The organism is Rhodoferax sp. AJA081-3 (genome assembly GCF_017798165.1).
GTDB lineage: Bacteria > Pseudomonadota > Gammaproteobacteria > Burkholderiales > Burkholderiaceae_C > Allorhodoferax.
The window spans coordinates 720,585-744,755 of sequence record NZ_CP059068.1; the positions used below are offsets into that span (position 1 = coordinate 720,585).

20 protein-coding genes are annotated in these 24,171 nt (G+C 61.9%); 12 read left to right on the forward strand and 8 right to left on the reverse strand.

Features of this window, described 5'->3' with window-relative positions:
* Positions 1–35: 35 nt before the first annotated feature.
* From HZ993_RS03370 to HZ993_RS03380, 3 genes are all read right to left on the reverse strand, one after another.
* Positions 36–464 (reverse strand): MmcQ/YjbR family DNA-binding protein, encoded by a 429-nt coding sequence (locus tag HZ993_RS03370; RefSeq protein ID WP_209395863.1) that lies wholly within the window; start codon positions 462–464, stop codon positions 36–38.
* A gap of 13 nt (positions 465–477) precedes the next feature.
* A complete protein-coding gene (gene purL, locus HZ993_RS03375; RefSeq protein ID WP_209395864.1) occupies positions 478–4,521 on the reverse strand; it encodes a phosphoribosylformylglycinamidine synthase in 4,044 nt (1,347 codons plus the stop codon).
* A 98-nt stretch (positions 4,522–4,619) separates the two neighbouring features.
* On the reverse strand, positions 4,620–6,836 hold the full coding sequence (locus HZ993_RS03380; RefSeq protein WP_209395865.1) for a cation-translocating P-type ATPase: 2,217 nt from the start codon (positions 6,834–6,836) through the stop codon (positions 4,620–4,622).
* A 161-nt stretch (positions 6,837–6,997) separates the two neighbouring features.
* On the opposite strand from HZ993_RS03380, the gene HZ993_RS03385 reads away from it, so the two are divergent.
* The 9 genes from HZ993_RS03385 to HZ993_RS03425 all read left to right on the forward strand — a co-directional run bounded on the left by HZ993_RS03385 (position 6,998) and on the right by HZ993_RS03425 (position 13,217).
* Positions 6,998–7,189 (forward strand): heavy-metal-associated domain-containing protein, encoded by a 192-nt coding sequence (locus HZ993_RS03385; RefSeq protein WP_209395866.1) that lies wholly within the window; start codon positions 6,998–7,000, stop codon positions 7,187–7,189.
* A gap of 108 nt (positions 7,190–7,297) precedes the next feature.
* Positions 7,298–7,852 carry a Cu(I)-responsive transcriptional regulator gene (gene cueR, locus HZ993_RS03390; RefSeq protein ID WP_245213808.1) on the forward strand — a complete coding sequence of 185 codons (555 nt, stop codon included), beginning with the start codon at positions 7,298–7,300 and terminating at the stop codon, positions 7,850–7,852.
* Positions 7,853–7,867: 15 nt separating this feature from the next.
* Entirely contained in the window at positions 7,868–8,257 is a 390-nt protein-coding gene (locus tag HZ993_RS03395) for a hypothetical protein (RefSeq protein ID WP_209395867.1), read from the forward strand.
* Positions 8,258–8,371: 114 nt separating this feature from the next.
* The gene (locus tag HZ993_RS03400; protein WP_209395868.1) at positions 8,372–8,773 is read left to right on the forward strand and encodes a hypothetical protein; all 402 of its coding nucleotides are present in this window, start codon (positions 8,372–8,374) and stop codon (positions 8,771–8,773) included.
* 10 nt (positions 8,774–8,783) lie between these two features.
* Positions 8,784–10,208: a TolC family protein gene (locus tag HZ993_RS03405; RefSeq protein WP_209395869.1), complete on the forward strand. Its 1,425-nt coding sequence runs from the start codon at positions 8,784–8,786 to the stop codon at positions 10,206–10,208.
* 35 nt (positions 10,209–10,243) lie between these two features.
* On the forward strand, positions 10,244–11,686 hold the full coding sequence (locus HZ993_RS03410; RefSeq protein WP_209395870.1) for a multicopper oxidase family protein: 1,443 nt from the start codon (positions 10,244–10,246) through the stop codon (positions 11,684–11,686).
* A 25-nt stretch (positions 11,687–11,711) separates the two neighbouring features.
* Positions 11,712–12,320 carry a Spy/CpxP family protein refolding chaperone gene (locus tag HZ993_RS03415; RefSeq protein ID WP_209395871.1) on the forward strand — a complete coding sequence of 203 codons (609 nt, stop codon included), beginning with the start codon at positions 11,712–11,714 and terminating at the stop codon, positions 12,318–12,320.
* A 27-nt stretch (positions 12,321–12,347) separates the two neighbouring features.
* On the forward strand, positions 12,348–12,842 hold the full coding sequence (locus HZ993_RS03420) for a plastocyanin/azurin family copper-binding protein (RefSeq protein ID WP_209395872.1): 495 nt from the start codon (positions 12,348–12,350) through the stop codon (positions 12,840–12,842).
* Positions 12,843–12,884: 42 nt separating this feature from the next.
* Positions 12,885–13,217, forward strand: a complete 333-nt coding sequence (locus HZ993_RS03425) for a copper-binding protein (protein ID WP_209395873.1) — start codon at positions 12,885–12,887, stop codon at positions 13,215–13,217.
* Between the two features lie 10 nt (positions 13,218–13,227).
* On the opposite strand, the gene HZ993_RS03430 is transcribed toward HZ993_RS03425, so the two are convergent.
* The gene (locus HZ993_RS03430) at positions 13,228–16,065 is read right to left on the reverse strand and encodes a cation-translocating P-type ATPase (RefSeq protein WP_371816961.1); all 2,838 of its coding nucleotides are present in this window, start codon (positions 16,063–16,065) and stop codon (positions 13,228–13,230) included.
* A 238-nt stretch (positions 16,066–16,303) separates the two neighbouring features.
* Here HZ993_RS03430 and HZ993_RS03435 point away from each other — a divergent pair, with 238 nt between their 5' ends.
* Positions 16,304–16,531 (forward strand): hypothetical protein, encoded by a 228-nt coding sequence (locus tag HZ993_RS03435; protein ID WP_209395874.1) that lies wholly within the window; start codon positions 16,304–16,306, stop codon positions 16,529–16,531.
* A 236-nt stretch (positions 16,532–16,767) separates the two neighbouring features.
* Here the strand turns inward: HZ993_RS03435 and HZ993_RS03440 are convergent, their stop codons facing one another.
* Both HZ993_RS03440 and HZ993_RS03445 read right to left on the reverse strand, forming a co-directional pair.
* Positions 16,768–17,025 carry a hypothetical protein gene (locus HZ993_RS03440; RefSeq protein ID WP_209395875.1) on the reverse strand — a complete coding sequence of 86 codons (258 nt, stop codon included), beginning with the start codon at positions 17,023–17,025 and terminating at the stop codon, positions 16,768–16,770.
* A gap of 531 nt (positions 17,026–17,556) precedes the next feature.
* Positions 17,557–20,247, reverse strand: coding sequence for an FAD-dependent oxidoreductase (locus HZ993_RS03445; RefSeq protein ID WP_209395876.1), 2,691 nt, complete (start codon positions 20,245–20,247; stop codon positions 17,557–17,559).
* Between the two features lie 104 nt (positions 20,248–20,351).
* On the opposite strand from HZ993_RS03445, the gene HZ993_RS03450 reads away from it, so the two are divergent.
* Positions 20,352–20,819, forward strand: coding sequence for a MarR family winged helix-turn-helix transcriptional regulator (locus tag HZ993_RS03450; RefSeq protein ID WP_209395877.1), 468 nt, complete (start codon positions 20,352–20,354; stop codon positions 20,817–20,819).
* A gap of 47 nt (positions 20,820–20,866) precedes the next feature.
* Here HZ993_RS03450 and HZ993_RS03455 read toward each other — a convergent pair whose 3' ends face one another.
* Positions 20,867–21,907: a serine aminopeptidase domain-containing protein gene (locus tag HZ993_RS03455; RefSeq protein ID WP_209395878.1), complete on the reverse strand. Its 1,041-nt coding sequence runs from the start codon at positions 21,905–21,907 to the stop codon at positions 20,867–20,869.
* Between the two features lie 89 nt (positions 21,908–21,996).
* Here HZ993_RS03455 and HZ993_RS03460 point away from each other — a divergent pair, with 89 nt between their 5' ends.
* Positions 21,997–22,980: a LysR family transcriptional regulator gene (locus HZ993_RS03460; RefSeq protein WP_209395879.1), complete on the forward strand. Its 984-nt coding sequence runs from the start codon at positions 21,997–21,999 to the stop codon at positions 22,978–22,980.
* 78 nt (positions 22,981–23,058) lie between these two features.
* On the opposite strand, the gene HZ993_RS03465 is transcribed toward HZ993_RS03460, so the two are convergent.
* Complete coding sequence (locus HZ993_RS03465; protein WP_209395880.1) at positions 23,059–24,123, reverse strand: OmpA family protein; 1,065 nt, start codon at positions 24,121–24,123, stop codon at positions 23,059–23,061.
* Positions 24,124–24,171 lie beyond the last annotated feature (48 nt).

Consider the following 24,171-nt stretch of genomic DNA (forward strand, 5'->3'; position numbering starts at 1 on the left):
CCGGCTGGAAGCTTCGTGTGCTGACCACGATCCGCTCACCGCCGCTTCCCATCCGGCAACTCCCCCGCCTTCACCCACGGCTGTTCATCCTCCAGCGCCTTCAACAGCTTTTTTGGGGCCTGCGCACGATAACTTTCCATCATCCAGCGCATCACCGTATCCAACACCACAGGTTCGTCGGACGCAAAGCTCAGCGAGACCCATCCGCTCTTGCCCAAGCCATAACCCGTGGGTTTAGCGGTGGGGTATGCCTCCAGCACAGCTTTGCCAGTGACGGGCAGCTTGGCGGATACATGCAATGCACCGTCGTCGTGCAGACTCAGGTAGACGAAAGTCTTGTTGTTGACCGCCACATCGTCATGCCCCGGCCACGGCGCTTTGGGCGTGGTGCCGGGCAAGCTCAGGCCGAAGGCCTTGAGCTTCTTCAGCGTTGTGGCGTGGGCGTGCTGCGGCGGCTTGGCCATGGCGCGCACTCGTCTACCCCACCCAGCGGCGCGCGTTGTGCCACAGCTGCATCCACGGGCTATGCGCGCTGCGGTCGCCGTCGGTCCAGCTCATCTGCACGTTGCGGAACACGCGCTCGGGGTGCGGCATCCACGCGGTGAAGCGACCGTCTGCCGTGGTCACACCCGTCAGGCCGCCAGGGCTGCCATTGGGGTTGAACGGATAGGCCTCGGTTGCCACGCCGTGGTTGTCGGTGTAGCGCATGGCGGCCACGGCCTTGGCGGCGTTGCCACGGTACTTGAAGTTGGCATATCCCTCGCCGTGGGCCACAGCCACGGGCAGGCGGCTGCCGGCCATGCCGGACAGGAAGATGGACGGGGATTCCAATATCTCCACCATGCTCAGGCGCGCCTCGAAGCGCTCGCTCTGGTTGGTGGTGAAGCGGGGCCAGTCCTGCGCGCCGGGGATGATGTCGGCCAGCTCGGCAAACATCTGGCAGCCGTTGCACACGCCCAGACCGAACGTATCGGTGCGGCCAAAGAAGGCTTTGAACTGGTCGGCCAGCGCTGGGTTGAAGGTGATGGAGCGGGCCCAGCCAATGCCGGCGCCCAGCGTGTCGCCATAACTGAAACCACCGCAGGCCACGATGCCCTTGAAGTCCGCCAGCTGCGCACGGCCGGTTTGCAGGTCGGTCATGTGCACGTCGAAGGCTTCAAAACCGGCCTCGGTGAAGGCGTAGGCCATTTCCACGTGGGAGTTGACGCCCTGCTCGCGCAGCACGGCCACCTTGGGGCGGCTCTTCAAGACGGCGGGCGCTACATTTGTTGTAGCGCTATTGTCAGATTGCACGGGGGCTACAGCCTGATTTGGCATATAGACATGCAGACCGGGGTCTCCCAGGGCACCGGCGGCGGCGTGTTCGGCATCCGCACAGGCGGGGTTGTCGCGCTGCTGGCAAATCTTCCAGCTCACGGCGTCCCAGACCTGGTGCAGGTCGGCCAGCGGGGCCTTGAAGATGGCCTTGGCATCGCGCCAGATTTGCAGTTCATTCTTGCCAGCGTCGATCTCGCTAGAAGCGGGGCGGGTCTTGCCGATGAAGTGGCTGTGTGCGGACAAACCGTGCGCGCGCAGGGTTGCCATGACCTCGCTGCGCTCCGCGGTGCGCACCTGCAGCACCACGCCCAGCTCTTCGCTGAACAAGGCTTTGAGTGTCAGCTCTTCGCGGCGGGCGCCGACCTGGCCTGCCCAGTTTTTGCTGTCGCCCACGTCCATGCGGCTGTCGGAGATGCCGTCGCCTTCCGTCACCAGCATGTCCACGTTCAGCGATACACCCACGCGGCCGGCAAAGGCCATCTCGGCCACGGTGGCCAGCAGGCCGCCGTCGCTGCGGTCGTGGTAGGCCAAAACCTTACCTTGCGCACGCAAAGCGTTCACGGCATGCACCAAATTGACGAGGTCCTTGGCGTCGTCCAGATCAGGCACGGCGTCGCCCACCTGGTTCAGCGTCTGGGCCAGGATGCTGGTGGCCATGCGGTTCTTGCCGTGGCCCAGGTCAACAAGCACCAAAGTGGTGTCTTCGGATGCATTCAATTGAGGCGTGAGCGTGCCACGCACATCGGCCAGTGTGGCAAAGGCGCTGACGATCAGCGACACGGGGGACGTGACCTTCTTGTCGTCGCCATCCGTTTTCCACTGCGTGCGCATGGACAACGAGTCTTTGCCCACGGGGATGGACACGCCCAGCGCCGGGCACAGTTCCAGGCCCACGGCCTTGACGGTGGCGTACAACGCGGCGTCTTCACCGGGCTCGCCGCAGGCGGCCATCCAGTTGGCGGACAGCTTGACGCGGGGCAGCTCGATGGGTGCGGCCAACAGGTTGGTAATGGCCTCTGCCACGGCCATACGGCCCGACGCAGGTGCATCCAGCGCAGCCAAGGGCGTGCGTTCGCCCATAGACATGGCTTCACCGGCAAAACCCTTGAAGTCCGCCAGCGTGACGGCGCAATCGGCCACCGGCACTTGCCAGGGGCCAACCATCTGGTCGCGGTGGGTCAGGCCACCGACGGTGCGGTCGCCAATGGTGACGAGGAAGCGTTTGGAGGCGACGGTGGGGTGGGCCAGCACGTCGATGACGGCTTTTTGCACGTCCACGCCGGTCAGGTCCAGCGGTTTGAAGGTACGGGCAACCGTCTTCACGTCCCGGTGCATCTTGGGCGGTTTGCCCAGCAGCACATTCATGGGCATGTCGACCGGTGACTCGGCGCCCTCGTCCACCAGCTTCAGCTGGCGCTCTTCGGTCGCCACGCCAATCACGGCAAACGGGCAACGCTCGCGTTCGCAAATGGCAGTGAACAGTTCCAGCGATTCGGGAGCGATCGCCATCACATACCGTTCCTGGCTCTCGTTGCACCAGATTTCCTTGGGCGCCATGCCGGACTCTTCCAGCTGGACGGCACGCAGATCGAAACGGGCGCCGCGGCCAGCGTCGTTGGTCAACTCGGGGAAGGCGTTGGACAAACCACCGGCACCCACGTCGTGGATGGCCAGAATCGGATTGCCCGAATGGCCTTCACCGCCCTGCCCCAGCATCCAACATTGGTTGATGACCTCTTGTGCTCGGCGCTCGATTTCGGGGTTGCCGCGCTGGACCGAATCAAAGTCCAGCTCGGCCGCGTTCGCACCCGTGGCCATGGAGCTGGCCGCGCTGCCGCCCATGCCGATACGCATACCGGGGCCGCCCAGCTGGATCAGCAGGCTGCCGGCGGGGAATTCGATCTTGTGGGTCTGGGTGGAATCGATCACGCCCAGGCCACCGGCGATCATGATGGGCTTGTGGTAGCCGCGCTGCACAGTGTCCACATCGCTAGCCACGCTCTGCTCGTATTCGCGGAAGTAGCCCAAGAGGTTGGGCCGGCCAAACTCGTTGTTGAAGGCCGCGCCACCCAGCGGGCCTTCGACCATGATCTGCAGCGGACTGGCGATGTGCTCGGGCTTGCCAAAATCACCACCCCAGAGCTTGGACACGGTGAAACCCGTCAGACCCGCCTTGGGCTTGGAGCCACGGCCGGTGGCACCCTCATCACGGATCTCGCCACCCGCGCCGGTGGATGCACCGGGGAATGGAGAAATGGCCGTGGGGTGGTTGTGGGTTTCCACCTTCATCAGGATGTGGTTGGTTTCGCTACTCTTTTCATAGCTTGTCAGGCTTATTCCACGGGGGCTGGCGGCTGATTTTGCTACAAACCTTTCCACCACAACACCTTCCATGACCGAGGCATTGTCCGAATACGCCACCAGCATGTGCTGGGGGTTGGTCTGGTGCGTGTGGCGGATCATGCCGAACATGCTCTTGTCTTGCGGCACGCCGTCAATCGTGAACTGGGCGTTGAAAATCTTGTGGCGGCAGTGTTCGCTATTGGCCTGGGCAAACATCATCAACTCCACATCGGTGGGGTTGCGGCCCAGCGTGGTGAAGGCGTTGACGAGGTAGTCAATCTCGTCGGCGGCCAGGGCCAGGCCGAACTGGGTGTTGGCCTTGACCAGGGCATCTTTGCCTCCACCCAGCACATCCACATGGTCCATGGGTGCGGCCTGCAGGGCACCGAACAGGCCCAGGGCTTGGGCGCGCTCCAGCATGGCGCTTTCGGTCATGCGGTCGTGCAAGACGGCTGCGACCTGTTGCAGTTGTTCGGGCGTTAGTGCGGTCTTGCTGATCAGGCCGTTCTTCAGCGTCAGGCGGTATTCGACCAGGCGCTCGATGCGTTTGACGCCCAAGCCGCAGTTGTGGGCGATATCGGTAGCTTTGGACGCCCAGGGCGACACGGTGCCCAGACGGGGCGACACCACAATCAGCGGGCCATCGGTCGGGCCGGTGTAGGGGTCGCCATAAGTCAGCAGGGCTGCCAGCTTGTCGCTCAGCGCGGCATCGGGCGCTGCATCGCTGGCCACCAGGTGCACAAAACGCGCAGAAATGCCGGAAATTTTCTCGTGGATACCCTGCAATGTGGGCAGGAGTTGTTGGATACGGAAGCTGCTCAGGGCGTTGCTGCCCTCGAATTGGGTGATGTGCAGTGTCACTTGGGGTGGCCTGAAAGGTGGACTGAGGGGTGGGCTGAGGGCTGAAAATCCAACTCATCCCTGTGCGCTGAATGGGCACAGGGTTAAGCCCGCTGATTTTACCCGCCCCGCTGACCCGCCTTCCAATTGCGCAGCATCAAGGCATTGGTCACCACACTCACACTGCTGAGCGCCATGGCTGCGCCAGCCACCATGGGGTTGAGCAGGCCGAATGCCGCCAGCGGAATGCCCAGCACGTTGTAGGCAAACGCCCAAAACAGGTTCTGGCGAATCTTGCGGTAGGTGCGCCGCGAGATGTCTATGGCGTCGGCCACCAGCGCAGGGTCGCCGCGCATCAGCGTGATACCGGCGGCATGCATGGCCACATCGGTGCCGGTGGACATGGCAATACCCACATCGGCCGCGGCCAGGGCCGGTGCATCGTTGATGCCGTCACCCACCATGGCAACCACTGCGCCACCGTCCTTGAGTTTGCCAACGATGGCGGCCTTATCGGCCGGCAGCACCTCGGCCTCGATGCCGTCCATGCCCAGCGCCCCACCCACCAGCGCGGCACTGCCTTTGTTATCACCCGTGACCAGCACCGCACGCACGCCCAGTGCCTGCAAATTGCGCACCGCCTGCAAGGCGCTGGCCTTGACCGCATCCCCAAAGGCCAGCATGCCGACCAGGCGCGGGCCGTCGGTCACATCGGCCAGCCAGGAAACCGTGCGCCCTTGCGCCTGCAGCTTGGCGGCCTCTTGGTCTAACTCAGTTGTGTTGACGCCCAGCTCTTGCATATACCGCTTGCTACCCAGGCGGATGTGACGCCTGCGAACAGTAGCCGACATGCCCCGCCCGGCGACCGCCGACACATCACTGGCCGGCGGCACGCTGATGCCGGTGGCGCGCACTTCGTCCAGCACGGCCTTGGCCAGAGGATGCTCGCTGCCCTGCTGCAGCGCCGCGGCAAATGGCAGCAAATCCTGGTTCTGGCCCTGGGCGGCAACGGCTGCCACCATCTTGGGTTTGCCTTCGGTCAGGGTGCCGGTCTTGTCAAAGGCCACCACGTTGATGGTGTGGGCAATTTCCAGCGCCTCGGCGTCCTTGATCAGAATGCCATGGCGTGCGGCCACACCGGTGCCAGCCATGATGGCGGTCGGTGTTGCCAAGCCCAGCGCACAAGGGCAGGCAATCACCAGCACGGCCACCGCATTCAAGATGGCCTGTTCCCAATTGCCGCTGTAAAGGCCCCAACCTAACAGGGTCAGCAGCGCCAGCAACAGCACCACGGGTACAAACACAGCACTCACCTGGTCCACCATACGCTGGATGGGCGCCTTTTTTGCCTGGGCGGATTCGACCATGCGCACAATGCGCGACAGCGTGGACTCGGCACCCACCGCAGTAGTTTGCACCAGCAGCAGGCCCTCTGCATTGACCGCGCCTCCGGTTACGCGGTCGCCCACCAGTTTGCTGACCGGCAGGCTTTCGCCAGTAATCAGCGATTCGTCTACCTGGCTGGCACCTTCCATCACGATGCCATCGACCGGAACCCGCGTGCCGGGGCGAATGACCACCACGTCGCCGACGACTACGCGTGAGACAGGCAGTTCAACATCGGCACCATCCCGGCGGACCAAGGCCAGCTCGGGGCGCAGGGCATTGAGCGCCTGTATGGCTGCCGTGGTTTGCTGCTTGGCCCTGGCCTCCAGCCATTTGCCCAGCAGCACCAAGGTAATGATGACCGCCGACGCTTCAAAATACAGGTGCGGCATGCCGTGGTCTGCATGTTTGAACATCAAATAAATGCTCAGGCCAAACCCGGCAGATGTGCCCAGCGCCACCAGCAAGTCCATATTGCCGGCACCAGCGCGCAGGGCTTTCCAGCCCGCACGGTAAAAACGCGCACCCAGCCAGAACTGCACAGGCGCAGCAAAACCCAGTTGTAGCCAGGGGCTGAGCGCCCAATCCAGACCAAACACCATGGCCAGCATGGGCAGCACCAGGGGCAGCGACAGTGCCGCGGCCAGGGCCACGGGCCACCAGGGCTCACCCTTGCTGGGTGGGCGCTCGACCGCACCGTCATCGCCCTGGGCTAGTTGCAGTACCCGGGCCTGGTAACCGGCCTTGTCAACCGCGGCGACCAGGGCGTCTGCCATACCAGCGTCGGTGACCAGCACACGCGCGGTCTCTGTGGCCAGGTTCACTTCGGCCTCCACCACGCCGGCAACTTTTTTAAGCGCCTTTTCAACGCGGCCCACGCAGGATGCGCAGGTCATGCCCTCGATGCTCAGGCTCAGCGCCGGGTTGGCAAGACTATTGGTTGTTTCCATGTTCGATCTCCTAAAGTGGATAGGTACCCAGTGGGCATGGAACGAACTTTTGGGCTTTACACGATGGCAAGGTCAAGACCCATCTTCACCACCCGAGTACTTGACCTTTCCACCGTGGCAAACCCCAGACTGCAGTTCTCTCAACTTTTCTGGAGCCTTCCATGATCGAATTTCAAATCCCCGATATGACCTGTGGCCACTGCGCCTCCATGGTCAGCTCTACCTTGGCCCTGGCCGACCCGGACTGCAAAGTCACCATCGACCTGGCGCAGCACAAGGTCAGCGTACAGACCACTGAGGAAAAATCGGCTTTAGTCGAAGCTTTGACCGAAGCAGGCTACCCACCCGCCTGATCGGCAGCCACCACAAGACCCCTGGGCAACCAGGGACACTTGACCTTCCCACCGTGGAAAGCTTGATAGTGCAGGCATCGGACCCAAATACAGGACGAGGAGCAGACCATGAACCCCTTGATGAACATTGGAGAAGCCGCCAAAGCCGCAGGCGTATCGGCCAAGATGATTCGCAACTACGAGCAGATCGGCCTGCTGCCACCGGCAGAACGCAGCGACTCTGGTTACCGCCTGTACGGGTTACGTGATGTGTCGGTGCTGCGCTTCATACGCCAGTCGCGCCGCCTGGGCTTCTCCATGGAGCAGATTGCCGAGCTGATTGGCATGTGGGGCGATGACGCCCGCTCCAGCCGTGAGGTCAAGGCCGTGGCCCAGCGCCACTTGGACGAGCTGGAAGAAAAAATGCGCGAAATCACCGAGATGAAAAATGCCCTGCAACACATGGTCAATGCCTGCAAAGGTGATGACCATGCCCATTGCGCCATTCTGGACACCCTCGCGGTGGACAGCCCGGCCGCGCCCCAGCACCATGCCAAAGTGGTCAAGACAAAACGCAAAGACGGTGAGCAAGCAGACAGCCCCGCTAAAAAGACATCCACCGGCCCAGGCAGCCATATCGACCTGATGGCCTGGATGCGCGGTGTAACCACGGCGCACGGCTAGTAGAATCATTCCACCATGTCTGTGTTGCGTCTCTTGTTCGCCTGGTTGTTGATCGCTGCGGTCCCCATGCAGGGGTTTGCCGCGGCGTCTATGCTGTTGTGTGGCGCGGGCTCGGAGCACCAACACACCGCACAAGCCAGCGAAGCCCATGACCACGCCGCCATGCACAGCCACATGGGAGAAGCAGACCTCTCCCATGCACACGATGCACACCCGGCGCCTGACGCATCGCCGGATGCCGACCACACCTGCAGCATCTGCGCGGCCTGCTGCAACGGTATGGCCCTGGTGGGGCTAAACCACATGGCGACCGTGGCACCCGCACCGCAGGCGCAGTTGGCCGAGCCCTTTGTACTGATCCACACACGGGCGGCCCCCGTCCCCGACAAACCGCCTCGCGCGTAAACCCATCCCGGCCCGCGGTTCTTGCAAACGGCGGGCAGCGGATGCTTTGGTACGTCCGCCATGGGCCCCATTAAGGCCCCGTGGCGTCCATCCTGTTTACCGTGCGAGGACTTCATGCTCCCTATATCTCCAGCCCCCTGGGCGTTCGCTGTGAGCGCGCTGTTGGCGTTGCCGGCCGTGGCCCAACACCATCAGCACCACCAGCACCACCAGCACCACCAGCACCACCAGCACCACAAGCACCACACACCGCCAGCATCCCCAGCCGCGGCCACCCCGGCCCCGCTGCCGTACACGTCCGCGTTGCAGGGCTACCAACCCTTTGCCGACGAAAAGGTAAGGCCCTGGAAAGAGAGTAATGCCACCGTCGAAAAAATCGGTGGTTGGCGCGCCTATGCCAAAGAGGCGGCAGAACCAGCGGCCAATAGCAACCAACCGCCAGCGGAATCTTCCGCATCAAGCGCCAAAACACCCAAAGCCCCCGCCGATCCCCACGCAGGCCACGGCAAACAATAAGGCTACCGTTATGACCCAAGCTTTTCGACTTTTGGCCGTCAGCGCCGCAGCGCTACTACTCACCGGTTGCGCCTCGGTGAACTTTGACCAGGCCCTGGACGGTACCCGCCAGGCAACCCAGACTTTTGTACCCAACACCCTGGAGCTGCGCCAAACCAGTGCGCAACACCAAGCCGCAGCGCAACGCAGCGCCCAGCTACTGGACAAGCCACTGAGCATGGCCGACGCCGTTGAACTCGCACTGGCCAATAGTCCCGACGTACAAGCCCTGCTGGCCCAAAGCTGGGCCGATATGGCCAGCATCAATCAGATGGGGCGCATTGCCAACCCGGTTCTCAGCTTCGAGCGCAACCAGTCGCTGGAAGAAATAGAGCTAGGGCGGCTGCTGTCCTTCGGATTGCTGGACCTGCTGACCCTGCCCCAGCGCCAGAACGTGGCCCGCAACCAGTCGGCGCAAGCCAACATCCAGCGCAGTGCCAACGTGGTCGACAAGGTGGCCCAGGTGCGCCAGGCGTGGGTGCGCGCCGTAGCTGCCGAGCAGACCGCGCAGTATGCCGAGCAGGTGAACACCGCCGCCAAGGCCAGTGCCGAGCTGGCAAAACGCATGCTGCAAACGGGCAACTTCAACAAGCTGCAACGCGCCCGCCAGCACGCCGTGTATGCGGATGCCGTGGCCCAATTGGCGCTGGCCCGCCACAGTGCCACCGCCGCGCGGGAAGAGCTGGTGCGCCAACTGGGTCTGGACGCGAAGCAGACCGCTCTTTTGAAACTGCCCGAGCGCCTGCCCGACCTGCCCGAGCAGGCCCGCACCGCCACCGAACTGAGCACCACCGCCATGCAGCAGCGACTGGACGTACAACAAGCACGCTTGCAGCTCGATGGCGCTGGCAAGGCCCAGGGCCTGAACCTGCTCAACACCCTGGCCGATGTGGAGGTGGGTATTCGCCGGGACACCGTCACCGACACCCACAGCGGGCAAACGTCGGACCGCAAGGGATATGAGGTGGCCATTCGCCTGCCACTATTTGACTGGGGCGGCGCGCAGCGCGATGCGATGAACGCACAAACTTTGGCAGCGGCTAACCACTACGAGGGGGTGCTGCGCGCCGCCGCACCCCAACTGCGCGAGGCCTACTCGGCCTACCGCACCAGTTACGACCTGGCCCGGCACTACCGCGACGAGATCGTACCGCTGCGCAAGACCATGGCCGATGAAAACGTGTTGCGATACAACGCGATGTTGATCGGCGTATTCGAACTCCTGGCCGACACACGGGACAACATCACCAGCGTGATGGGCGCCATCCAGGCGCAGCAACAGTTCTGGCTGGCCGATGCCGGCCTGTCCGCCGCTTTGCTGGGCAAGCCCCTAACGGGCGGTACGCCATCGCTTGCGCGCAATGCCGCGCCCACCGCCTCGGGTGGCGGCCACTGAGCTGCCCATACCCCTACCTGCCAATCGGAATCCATATGAACAACAGACGCAATTTCTTGAGTGGCGCCGGTGCCATCACCGGCGCGATGCTGGCCGCTTCGGTCAGCAAGGTCGCCATGGCCGCATTGCCAGAGCCCGTGCTGCAAAGCAAACCCGACACCATGCCACCGCTGGTGCCGTCCACCGGGCGCCCCTACAACCCAGTGGTCACGCTCAATGGCTGGACCCTGCCCTGGCGCATGAACCAGGGGGTCAAAGAGTTCCACCTGGTAGCCGAGCCCGTGGTGCGCGAAATGGCGCCCGGCTTCAAGGCCCACCTGTGGGGCTATAACGGCCAGTCACCCGGCCCGACGATCGAGGTGGTCGAAGGCGACCGCGTGCGCATCTTCGTCACCAACAAGCTGCCCGAACACACCAGCGTGCACTGGCACGGCCAGCGCTTGCCCAATGGCATGGACGGCGTCAGCGGCTTGACGCAAAAGGCCATCCAACCCGGCAAGACCTTCGTCTACGAGTTTGTGGCGCGCAGGCCGGGCACCTTCATGTACCACCCCCATGCGGACGAGATGACCCAAATGGCCATGGGAATGATGGGCTTTTGGATCACCCACCCCAAGACCAAACACCCGTTGATCGATGAGGTAGACCGGGACTTTGTGTTTCTGCTCAACGCCTACGACATAGACCCCGGCGCCTACACACCCAAAACCATGACCATGCTGGACTTCAACATCTGGAGCTGGAACAGCCGTGTCTTCCCCGGCATAGACCCGTTGATCGTCCGTAAAAACGACAAGGTGCGCATCCGCATGGGCAACCTGACCATGACCAACCACCCCATCCACTTGCACGGCCACGAGTTTCTGGTGACGGGTACGGACGGTGGCCCAACCCCCAAGTCGACCCGCTGGTACGAGGTGACCACGGATGTGGCGGTTGGCCAGATGCGCCAGATCGAGTTTGTGGCCGATGAAGAAGGCGACTGGGCCTTCCACTGCCACAAGAGCCACCACACCATGAACGCCATGGGCCACGACGTACCCAACCTGATTGGCGTGGACCACCGCAAGGTGGTGCGCGACATCACCAACGTCATCCCCGACTACATGGTGATGGGTGAACGCGGCATGGCCGACATGGCCGAGATGGACATGCCCATACCCGACAACACCGCCAAGATGATGACCGGCGAAGGCCCGTTTGGCTCGGTGGAAATGGGCGGCATGTTCTCGGTGCTCAAAGTCCGCAAGAACCAGAAGGCCGGTGACTACAAGGACCCGGGTTGGTACAAGCACCCCGCGGGCGAAGTCGCCTATGAATGGACCGGCGCTCTGCCCAACCCCGCACGTTTTGCCGCCGAGGGCGGGCAGACCATGAAGGCGCAGAACATGCCGGCCAAGGAAATAGAAGTACAGGTCCGCAAGCCTGTGATGGGCCACAAAGGCGGCAAGGGTGGCGTGGACCACAGCCAGCACTAATCCGTTACACCACACAAGGAATACCATGCAAACCCAAAACACTCTCAAATTGATAGCTTCTTGTATAGCATTGACGGGGGCTACAGGCATATTTGCCCAACATGCTTCTGGCCAACACGGGCACGGAGCCAGTGCCGCACCTGCGCCCAGCCCCTACGCTGGCCAGCAGACGCGCAGTATCAAGGCCTTGTCTGCCACCCAAGAGCAGGATCTGCTGCAGGGCAAAGGCATGGAATTGGCGAAGGCGGCCGAACTCAATGGTTATCCCGGTCCCATGCACACGCTGGAGCTGGCGCAAGCCCTGGAGCTGAGCGCTGCGCAAAAGCAGGCGTCGCAGGAGCTGCTGGACCGCCACAAGGCAGACGCCCGACGCCTTGGTGCCGAACTGGTAGAGGCGGAGCGCGCGCTGGATCAATCGTTCGCGACCCGCCAGATCACCGCCGCCGGCCTGACGCGCCACACCGACCGCATTGCACAACTGCAGGCCACGCTGCGCGCCAATCATCTGCAGACCCACTTGCAGCAAACCGCGTTGCTGACACCCCATCAGATCACCCGCTACGCAGAACTGCGTGGCTACATCGCAGGGGCGGCCACCGCCAGTCCTGCCGCGCCTTCTTCCCACAAGCACTGAGCATTTATTCGCCAGAAGGAAACAAACATGAAAAAACTGACAACTCTCCTCATCGCAGCGTGCATCGCCAGCACCGGCACCTTCGCGTTTGCGCATGGTGACGCAGCACACGCAAAAAAAGCCGGCCCGGTCAAGAAGGAGCAAATGGAATGGGGCATCGCCGGTGATGCCAAAGCCGTCAGTCGTACCATCACCATCGGCATGAGCGACAGCATGCGTTTTTCGCCAGACAAGATCGACGTCAAGCAAGGTGAAACCATCAAATTCGTCATCAAAAATAGCGGCAAGATGATGCATGAACTGGTGATCGGCACCAAGAAAGACCTGGACGAACATGCCGCACTGATGGTCAAGTTTCCCGGCATGGAGCATGAAGAGCCCTACATGGCACACGTTGCCCCGGGCAAGACCGGACAAATCATCTGGACCTTCAACAAACCCGGCAACTTTGACTTTGCTTGCCTGATCGCCGGCCACTACCAGGCCGGCATGGTTGGCAAGATCACGGTCGCTGCACGATAACCAAAGTCTCCGCAACGCCCACCAACTCCTGAAAGAATAATCATGAAACATCTACACACTGCGCTACTTCTGTCCGCCCTGCTTGCCGGCTCTGCCTACGCCAGCTCACACACGGGCTCACCGGCTGCTATGGACAATGCCAAAAAAGACACTGCAATGGCCGATGGCGAAATCCGCAAAGTGGATACAGACAACAAAAAAATTACCATCAAACACGGCGAGATCAAGAACCTCGACATGCCGCCCATGACCATGGTGTTTCAGGTGAAGGACGATGCCCTGCTGGGCCGGGTCAAGTCCGGGGACAAAGTGCGTTTCTCGGCCGAAAAAATGGGCGGGGCGTTTGTGGTGACGGATATCCAGGCCGCAAAGTAAGCCTCTGCCGCTAGCGACGTAACAGCCTCCCCACCCACTTGCGCAGTTCGCTGTACCACAACACCCCACTGGCCATGCCAGCACACAGCAGCCAGTGGTCCAGCGACAGCGGCACGGTGCCAAAGGCCAGGTTCAGAAAGCCCACATTCACCACGGCCACCTGCAGCATCGCAGACAGTACCAGCGCGCCCAGCAGCCAGGGGTTGCTGAAGAAATGGGCAAACGCGCTGGCGGTCTCGGAACGGGCGTTAAACGCGTTGAACAAATGGGCCAGCACCAGCACGGTAAAGCCGGCCGTGCGGGCCGTGGCCAGGTCATGGGAGCCCTCAATCAGGCCACCCGGTAGAAACATGTCCATGGTCAACAGCGTCACCACCGCCACCACCACACCTATCTGCAGTACACCGGACCACATACGCCCGTCGATCAGGCGCTCGTTCATGCGGCGCGGCTTGCGGGCCATCACGTCGTCGGTGGGTGGGTCCACGCCCATGGCCAGGGCGGGCCATGAGTCGGTGATCAGATTGATCCACAGTATCTGTGTGGCCAACAGGGGCAGCACCACCACACCGGCCATGTGACTGCCGTCGTGCAGCCCTATCACGCCGGCCAGCACCACGCCCAGAAACACCGTCAGCACTTCCCCCGTGTTGGATGACAGCAGGTAACGCAGGAACTTGCGGATGTTGTCCAGAATGCCACGTCCCTCCCGCACGGCCTGGACGATGGTGGCAAAGTTGTCGTCCGCCAGGATCATCTTGGCGGCTTCCTTGGTCACCTCGGTGCCGGTCACACCCATGGCAATGCCGATGTCGGCCGATTTAAGCGCCGGTGCGTCGTTGACGCCGTCCCCCGTCATGGCAACGATGTTGCCGTCCGCCTGCAGCGCATCCACGATGCGCAGCTTGTGCGCTGGCATCACGCGGGCGTAGACCGAGGTCTGGTGCACCGCCGCGCGGAAATCTGCATCGCTTAAATCGTCGAGCTGCTTGCCACTCAGTGCTGTCGCACCGGCTTGCACAATGCCCAGATCGGTGGCGATACGCACCGCCGTCTGGGGGTGGTCACCGGTGATCATGATGACGCGGATACCCGCGCGGTGCGCCTCTTCAATGGCCACGGCCACTTCGGCACGCGGCGGGTCGATGATGCCCACGGTGCCCACAAAAACGAGATCACGCTCCAGCCCATCCGTATTCTGTGCACCCTCACCCGGCGCCAACGGGCGGTAGGCCACTGCCAGTGTGCGCAGTGCGGCATCGCTCAGTTGCCCAACCTCCGCCAGGATGCGGGCACGGTGCGCGGCGTCCAGCGCCGGTGTGTCCATGCCCACCCGCACCCGGTTGCAGCAGCCCAGCAACACATCGGGCGCGCCCTTGGCGATCAGCACCGTCTCGTCGCCGTGTTCGTGGTCTTGTGCCAGCACCGACATCATCTTGCGTTCGGATGTGAACGGGATTTCTGCAACACGGGCAAACCGCTGCTCGCGCCGCTCCGTCAGGCCCAGCTTGCGCTCGGCCACCAGAAAAGCGGCTTCGGTAGGGTCGCCGTGGATCTCCCAGGCCTCGCCCTCACCCTGGTGCAGTTCGGAGTTGCCGGCCAGACTGCCGCCACTGAGCAGCACCAATTGTTCGGCATGCAGGGCGCTGGGTACCACCAGGGGCACGCCCGCCTGCTCCACCTGGCCCACCGGCGCGTAGCCCACACCCGTCACGTCGGTAATGCCCGAGGCGGTCATCAGCCGCACAATGGTCATCTCGGCACGGGTCAGTGTGCCGGTCTTGTCCGATGCAATCACGGTAGCCGAACCCAGTGTCTCGACCGATGAGAGTTTTTTGACAATGGCGTTGTGCTGGGCCATGCGCTGCACGCCCAGCGCCAGCACTACGGTCATTACCGCAGGCAGACCTTCGGGCACTGCCGCCACGGCCAGCGAAACACCCAGCAACAGCACACGCATCACATCGGCGGCATTTTGGATATCAGAGATCACCAGAATGGTGCCCACCACCACCGCGGTGATGACCACAACCGCCAGGCCCAGCACACGCCCCAGGCGGCCCACTTCCTGCTCCAGCGGTGTGGGCTCTTCCACGGTGGCCTGCAACATGCGGGCGATGGCACCCATCTCGGTGGCCATGGCGGTGGCTGTGACCACGGCACGGGCCGTACCCTGTGCCACGCTGGTGCCCTTGAACACCATATTGGTACGGTCACCCAGGGGCGCAGGCTGCTGCAGCGTGGCCGCGTCTTTGGCGACCGCTGCGCTTTCACCCGTCAGCGAGGCTTCTTGCACACGCAGCGCGGCGGCCTCCACCAGGCGGGCATCGGCACCCACCGCGTCACCCTCGGCCAGCACCAGCACATCACCGCGCACCAGCTGGTCACTGGGCAGGCGCCGCACCTGGCCGTCGCGCAGCACGGCGGACGTGACGGCGGTCATGCGCGCCAATGCGGCGACCGCATTTTGCGCGCGCGCCTCCTGCACAAAACCCAAGATGCCGTTGAGCACCACGATCAGGCTGATCACGGTGGCGTCCACCGGCCAGCCGTGCCGGCCATCGACCACCCAGGCCGCCAGCGCCACGGCGATGGCCACCAGCAACAGGTAAATGAGAGGGTCTTGAAAGTGCGACAGGATGCGACGCCAGACGGGCACCGGTGGTGCAGCCAACAGTTCGTTGGGGCCGTCCTGTGCCAGGCGCTTGGCGGCTTCTTGTGCCGTCAGCCCGCGCTGCAGGTCTGCGCCCAGGGTTTTGCACAGGGTTTTGCACAGGGCGTCGGGGTCTTGCACAGAGGCATCCAGGTCCTTGTCACTGGCTATCGGTGGTGCGCTGGGATTATTCACGGTTCGCTCTGGGTCGGGTCATGGTGCCTGATTGTGCACAGGCGCCAAAACACAAGGGTGCGCAAGCGCACCCTTTCCCATTTTCGAGACTGACGTATTTCTGACGCCGAGCGCCGAACGGACCTAGGAATACCCTAGCTCCCCTTGCCGGTGTTTGGGTCTCACATCTATAGTTTGCTGGGCGGCCACACAGACTCCCTGTGTGTCACGTACTGCAACGCACTACTGAAGGAAAAACATGCAACGCTGCTCTTCCATTTTTTTGGGGGCGATGGTCTGTCTGATCGCCGCTTGTTCCACCATGCCCGAGGAAAAAGTCAAAGTTACCGACAAAGGCGTCTCAGTGAGCGGCGCCGACAGTTTGGGTGAAGCGCAAATGGTGGCCGAAGAGGTATGCGCCAAGCGCGGCAAAGTGGCACGTTGGACCAGTGGCGACGCTGTCTATGAGTTTGAGTGTGTCGAGTAACACTACTCGTTAACAGTTTGCGCCTTTGCCCCCACTCCGCAAAACCAAAAACTATCGAATCAATAGCATAGTAGCTAATGTGGACGGGGGCTAGAGGCTCATTCGACCTAAATCCATTTGGAACAGAACCTGCGATTGTGTTGTTGTGGGTAACGCCCTTCCCCCTATGGTCGGTGCTTTTACAGAGCCACGGCAAGCCCATCGAGTGCATCAGCGGGCGTTTGTACGAAGGCGCCTTATGCGGACCCGCAGGCGCCATACGAGCCTGACCAAAACATGCCGACCGCCACACCGCGCGCCACCGCCTCATGCTGCAAACGCCAGAGCTTGGGGTCCAGCACATGGGTAGCGACCGGTTTAAGCCAGGGGTGCGCCGACAGAACCGCGCGCGTAGGCAAACTGTCGCGCAGCCTGTCGATCCAATAGATCGGTTCTTTGGGAATTGCCTTGGCAGAACCGGCGTGATGATGATGGTGAGACTTGTGGCGGTGCATGGAATACCGTAAAAATTTCAACCAACCAGGCGCACGGCAATCACGGCAAACCATCCCAGTACAAAGTTAACCACCAACCCGTGGTGGGCCGGCGACTGGCATCAAAGTCCACCCGGCGCGAGAGGGAATACACGTAGCATGCAATTACGCCCCACAGCGCCACGAATCAAAGTCAGCTTTCAGGAAGACAAATTCGATCCTGGGGCGGGGACAGTAGACTGTAGGCCACGCAAAAAACCTGCCTCATGCTCAAGCGACTCTATCAACCCCGAAACCCCTTGTTCTGGATCATGGTGGTGCTCAACGGGCTGTCGGCCCTCTTGGGATGGATTACCCACAGCTATGCACTCGGGACGGTGGCTACTTTGCTGGTGACAGTCTTCGCAGTGGGCAATGCGCTGCTGGGGAGCTTCATTGCGTGGCGTCTCATTCGTTCCTAGGCGTGCATCGCAGTCATCCCACGGCATCACCTGGTTGCTCAGTAGAAGTCGTTGGAGTCCTTGCCCTTGCCCTGCCGCCCAGAAGCGTCTGCTACGCCGCCACCAGCACCCTTCCATTCACATAACCCACACACGTCAGTACATAGCCGTCTTCCACCTCGTGCGGGTCCAGCCCTGCCGTGTTGGCCATGGGGGCGTCCCCCGATACCTTGCGCACCTTGCATTCGCCACAGTCTCCGGTGCGGCAGGCGCTGGCAATTTTTACACCGGCTTGGCCCGCAATGTCCAAAATGTTTTGCTGGTCGCTACAGGCTACTTCGATGCCGGTGGTCGTAAAGCACACCGTTCCGCCGCCGGCTTCAACCGCATTGGCGGTTCCAAAACTTTCCTCATGGAAATGGCCCATAGCGAAGCCCGCGGTTTCGAATACGGCTTTGGTGCCTTCCATAAACCCGGTGGGGCCGCAGATGTAGACCTCGCGCTCGGCAAAGTCTGGTGCCACCGTGTTGAGCATGGCGGCATCCAGGTAGCCGGTCAGTCCGCGCCACTTGTCTTTTTTGGTGCTGCGGGTCAGGCTGGTGTGTTGCACAAAGCGGGGGTTGGTGGCAGCAATGGCGTCTACTTCTGCGCCAAAAATCAGGTCTCTGGCGGTGCGGGCGCAGTGGAAATACACCACATCGGTGTCTAGTTTTTCATCGCGAATCCAGCGCGCCATCGACAGCATAGGCGTAACGCCGCTGCCTGCCGACAAGAGCAACAGCTTTTTGCGCGGCTTGGGCGCGCAGGTGAATTTGCCGTGGGGGCCGGTCATCGGCAAGGTGGCACCGGCTTTCAGGTGGTCACACAGCCAATTGGAAACCGCACCGCCATCCACGCGCTTCACCGTCAATTCAAAGTACGCAGGCTGGGTGGGCGTAGACGACATGGTGTAGGAGCGGAACAGTTTTTTGCCAGCAATTTCAAGCTCCAACGTCACAAACTGGCCGGGCTTGTAAAGCATAGTCTGGCCGCTGTTGTCCACAAACCGGAATGCTTTGACATCGGCCGTGATGTCCAGCACCTCGGTGCAGCGGGCCACCAGTGCGCGTTGCACGGGGTCGGGCATGGCCAACTTTTGCGCCGGAACTGCGTTTTTGTTACCCAACAAAGGCAGTTTGCCCGCCATGGTGCTGAGCCATTGGGCTTTTTCGCCCAGGAAATCCGGCAACACCTTGACCGATGCAGTGCCCAGCACCGCGGTAGCCGTCATCACACCCGACATCATGGCCGAGGCCACCCCACAGAACAGGATGTCTTGGCCGGTTAAATACAAGCCTTTGATAGGTGTGTGGGGCTTGACCCAGCTTTGGGCGAAGCGCTCGGGCGTGTGCTCCAGCCCATACACCTGGCCTTGTGCGTAGTTGTTGAAGTGCGCGGTGGACAGCGGCGTGGAGAGTTCAAAGTAATCCACCCTGCCGCGTGCCTGCGGGGCGTGTTTGTACACATCGGCAAGTAGCTTTTCAGACAGCATGGCCTTCACATCATCGTAGTCGGCACCGCGGTTTTTCCAGGGCTTGTTGGCCCATTTTTTGAACCATTCATAAGGTGCCAATGAAATGACGTCGATGGTTGATTTGCCGGTGTAGTGGGTGTCCCACTCCGGGTCTTTGCTGGAAGGAAACGAGATGTAGTTCAGCGGCGACTCGGTCTTTGGTGTGGGAGTCGCTCGGGCCATAAACCGTGCCAGACTGGCATCGTGGTCATAGTCCTGATAAACCCACTTATTGGCTTGCTCCAGGCCTAACTCTTTGGCGGTGCCGTGCAGGCCAACGTACAAACCCAGGTGCGCCACTGAAGGCTTCATGGCGCTGAGTTTTTCACGCAGTTTGTGGCGGGTGCCCACTGTCTCGGGCAGCAACTTGCCGTAGGTGTTGTGCACGCCCGCAGCGCTGATGACCTGCTGGCACAAAATCTCATCGCCATTGCTCATACGCACACCAATGGCGCGGTTGCCGTCCACGAGGATTTGCTCAACCTCGGCACTCACCACCACCCTGCCCCCTGCGCGCTGAATCACCGGCTCTATGTGCCGTGCAATTTGCGATGCGCCACCGATGGGGAAGTTGCCCCCGCCCAGGTAATGCTGCGCTACCACGGCGTGCATGGCAAAGCTGCTTTGCGCCGGTGGTAAACCGTAGTCGCCCCACTGACCGCACAACACACTGGCCAACTGGGGGTCTTGGATGAAATCGGCCATCACGGCCTTGGTAGTACGTCCAAAGTAGTTGCTGCCCAGCTTGGCGGTAAAGGGTTGCAAGCGTGTAGGCAAGTAGCGTTGGCCCAAGTGCGAGGGCAGGCTGTTGGTCGCCGCGCGAATATGCTTCAGGTAGTCGTCAATTTGCTTGCGCCCGTTGGGAAACGACTTCAACAGTTCGTCCCGAAAGTTGGCGGCCCCAGCCACAAAGTTGTACTGCGTGTCCCGGATGATGATCTTGTCGTACACGGCGTCCATCTTGGCCCACTTGAGCTTGCCGTCGGTAATGACATCAAACACCCGGCGCAGCGGCGAGTTGGGGTTGTGCACCTCGCCGACGTAATGCACGCCCACATCCCACTCGTAGCCACGGCGCTTGAAGGAATGCGTAAAGCCGCCCGCCGTGTAATGGCGCTCTAGCACCAGCACTTTTTTCCCGGCCTTGGCCATCAGCGCCGCCGTGGTGAGACCTCCAAGGCCCGAGCCGATAACGATGGCGTCGTAGTGGGTGTCAATTTCGCTGGAAACGTATTTTTGGCCGACGATCATGGAGATTCCTTTTGGGGTGATAACGCTGCTTGCTGGCTCAAGCTACCCCATTTGTAGTAAACTTTCGTTCAGAATTGAACTATTATAGTTCATAATTGAACTATATGCCACAAACAAAATTAGAGATTGATCCGCGAAATGCCGCCGCTACCAAAGCGTGGTTCGGTGTGGTGCGGGCCTACAACCTGTGCGACGCCACCCTGGCGACTCGCCTCGCACCCCTGGGCCTTAAGGTCGGCGAGCACGAGGTGCTGGCCAACCTGTCATTGGCGCCGGGTATGACACAACAGGCCCTGGCCACGCGGTGTTTCGTTGCCAAAAGCGGCATCAGTATGTTACTGACCCGCATGGAAGAGCGTGGCTGGCTACGCCGCGAGGCGGATGACCGCGACCTGCGTGCCAAACGCCTGTATCTGACCAGCAGCGGCAGCGTCTTGGCGCTTCAATCTATGGCGATTCAAGATGAAATAGTGGCCGCCATGATGTTGCCCCTGTCGCTGCAAGAGATGGCAGCAATGGCTGAACAATCAGCCCGCGTAAGCGATGCGTTGGAGAGGCTTTCGCGCACTTGAGACTGGGAGGAACAGCGGTTGCGGCAACTGCGTGACCACACGGGTAGCTATGACGCAACGCCAACCGCTGGGCGCAAGAGCGGCACCTTGGCCTCTATGTGGTTTAACACCATGGGCCAAATTTTTGCCTCCGCCACGCGTTGAAACACACCGAAATGCCCGACTGTTTTGCGCCCGACCGCTCGCGGGTGCAGGTGCAAGCGCTCGACCTGCCCGTTGCTCTGGCTAAAGCACGCCGCCAGTGCGTCCACCGCATCCACAGGGCCAAAAGTTTTGTCGTCGTCAATGCTCCACAGCTGCATGTGACCCCGAAACTGGTCGGGCTGGTACCAGCCGGCGCACGCCGGGTCATCGCGGAAGTATCCAGGGGACATGCCCCATCGAGACCAGTCCATGGCGGCTGCCCCGGGCAGCGCCTCGCCACCGCCCAGTGCCCAGCCTGGTAGCTTGCCAGTCAGACGCACACACAGCGGGACCCAGCGCCCAAAGAACACGCGGGTCACCTGGCGGTGCCATCCGCGCGGCCACAGCTTCCAGTACCCGAACTGCGAACCCAGGGTAATGACCGCATTGATGTGCTCAAGCCCCTGTACCAGCGGCAAGCCATTGCCGCCCAAAGAGTGCCCGACCCACAGCAATGGCAATCGCTGATCGCTTTGGGTGCTACGCGCCTTCGCACAGGCCAAGGCCCCAGAGAGGTCGTGGCGCACCCATTCCCGCATACCGGTGCGCCCATTGGCGCTGCCGCGATTGCCCATTCCGCGGTAGTCAAAACACAAAACGGCATAACCGCGCTCGGCAAGCCAGCGGGCAAAGGCGTGGTAATAGCGCTGCGGGACACCGGTGGCGGGCGCCACGACAGCCACCGCATGGGCAGCACGGTGCTGCGGCACAAACCAGTGCCCGTGCAACGGGTGACCATCCATGGCGGCAAATTGCACCGCGCCCATGCCGACCGCCGCGTCCTGCGCGGCAGTTGCATCCTGGGCATCCTGGAATGGCAGATGGGCATGCAGGTGCACTTGGTCGGGGGATTCCAACGTAGTCCTGTGCGTGGCAGGGGCGGCGGTAGACAAGGCAAAAGACATAGTGTCTCCAAACAGTTGGTTCATGTAGCTGCATGGTAGATTTGTACTATTTGTTTGACTAGACTCACTTCATTCAACACACTGTTTACATGAACTCACCAAAAGACGCACTCGGCTTGTCAGCAACCCAGTTGCACCGCCATCGCGAAAACGCGGCTTTGGATGCCAACGCGCTGGAGTTGTTTGCCCGTGTGGTCGCTGCCGGCAGCTTTTCACGCGCGGCGCGCCAGTTGGGGTTGACGCGTGCAGCCGTCAGCCGCCGTGTGGCCGCCATGGAGCAGCTAGCCGGCCAGACGCTGCTGGCACGCACCACCCGCTCGCTGGGTTTGACCGAGGCCGGGCGCGCGCTGGCTGCGCGGGCTCAGGTTGTGCACGAAGCAGCCAATGCGGCACGCATGGCGCTGCGAAAGGAAGGCGATGCCTTGCAGGGGCGCCTGCGCATCACCAGCATGCGCGCATTCGGCTACAGCGTGTTGTTGCCTTTGCTGGCCGAGTTTGGCCGCATTCACCCGGGCGTAGCCATGGAGTTGATGTTTACCGAACGGCGTGTAGACCTGGTGCGCGAGGGGGTGGATGTGGCCTTTCGCATTACCCGCAAGCCCCCTGAGGACTGTGTGGCCCAGCCGGTGCTGCGCTATCGCATTGGTGCGTACGGCGTTGCGCCGACGCCCCTGACGGGACCGCAGGCCTTGCAGCAATGGCCTTTGCTCATGCTGGAGGGCGGCGCGCAAAGCTGGCCGCTGCAGTGGCACAGCCATAGCGGCAACGCCCGCGAAACCGTGGAACTGCAGCCACACATCAGCGCCGACAGTCTCGAAGCCCTGGTAACGCTGGCGCGGCTCGGCCAAGGGGTTGTGTTGGCACCCGACTTTTGCGTGCAGGAAGACGTGGCGGCAGGGCGTTTACACAACCTGCTGCCCGACTGGCATTTGCCCATTACAGAGGGCGACTGTGTTCAGGCCCTGACCTTGCCCGTGCACACTGCAGGAGCCAACGCGCGCGCACTGGTGCGCTTGGTGGCGCAGCGGCTTGAGCAAATTGATAGCAACACAGTCAACAAGTACGGGGGCTAGAGCCCGATTTGGCTTCAAGCCATCTGGAACAGCTCCAGCGGCATCGGCATCACCGCGAATGGGCAACTGCCAGTTCGGCTACTGCGGTACCAGCTCTACCCGGCGGTTCTTGGCGCGGCCTTCTTCGCCGCTGTTGCTGGCCACCGGGGCCAGGTCGGCCACACCAAAGGCTGACAGGCGGTTGGCGGCCACGCCGTAGCTGCTGGCCAGCGCAGCGGTGACCGCCTCGGCCCTGCGTTTGGACAGGGCGATGTTGGACTCCAGCGCGCCCTGGTTGTCGGTGTGGCCCACTACGCGCAGTTTCAGGCTGGTATCACTTTGCAGCAGCTTGGCTATCTCATCCAATGCCGGTTTGGATTCGGCCTTGAGATCGGCCTTGGCGGTGTCAAACAAGATGCCGTAGAGCGCAATGCGCCCGGTGGCGGCAATGGCTTTGGACATGTCAGACGCGCTGACGCTCACCATGTCCTGCTTGAGGGCGCCCACATCGACCACGTCCAGCGCCACATAGGCACCGCGCTGTGCTTTGTAGGTAATGTTGGGCTTGTCCCACTGCACGGCCACCAGGTGCACATAGGTGAGCTGCCCTTGGCGCTCGCGCTGGGCCGACAGGGTTTGGATGCCGCCCATGGAGGCGCCGGTGAACACAAACTGGCTGCGGTTGGTGGCGAGCGGCGCCTTATTGAAGGTAAAGCCATTCAGGTAACCATTCCACTTGCCCAGTTTGGCGTCTTTGGTGGAGTCGTACAGCAGGGTGAAGCCCTGGGCAGTGAGCTCGGCCGCGTAGTTGCGGAACACTTCGACGCTGCTGGTCTCGCCCGGTGCCTCGTACCAGATGCGGGTACGCCGGCCCTCGGCCACCACGGGCGGGGCGGCAAACTCGCGCTTGCCGGTGCTCAGGTTGAACCTGGCAAAACTGCTGGTGGGGATGTCGACCGAATCAAACTGCTTCACGTCATAGGCCACGATGCTGGAGCCCGCATACCGTTTGATGGCCGGGTGGTCTTTGGCGCCGGACATATCCTGCGCCAGGGCCACGCCACACAGCAGACTGAACCCCAGGCCCCACCCGATACGGAGTGCGTCGCGCGCTGAAAAGCGGTAGCCGCGTCGGCAGCCGGCTTGCAATGTGGGTTGAACCATAGTGTTGAATTTCCCTGGGTTGAACGTGCTAAAGCGCTGCTTCATTCT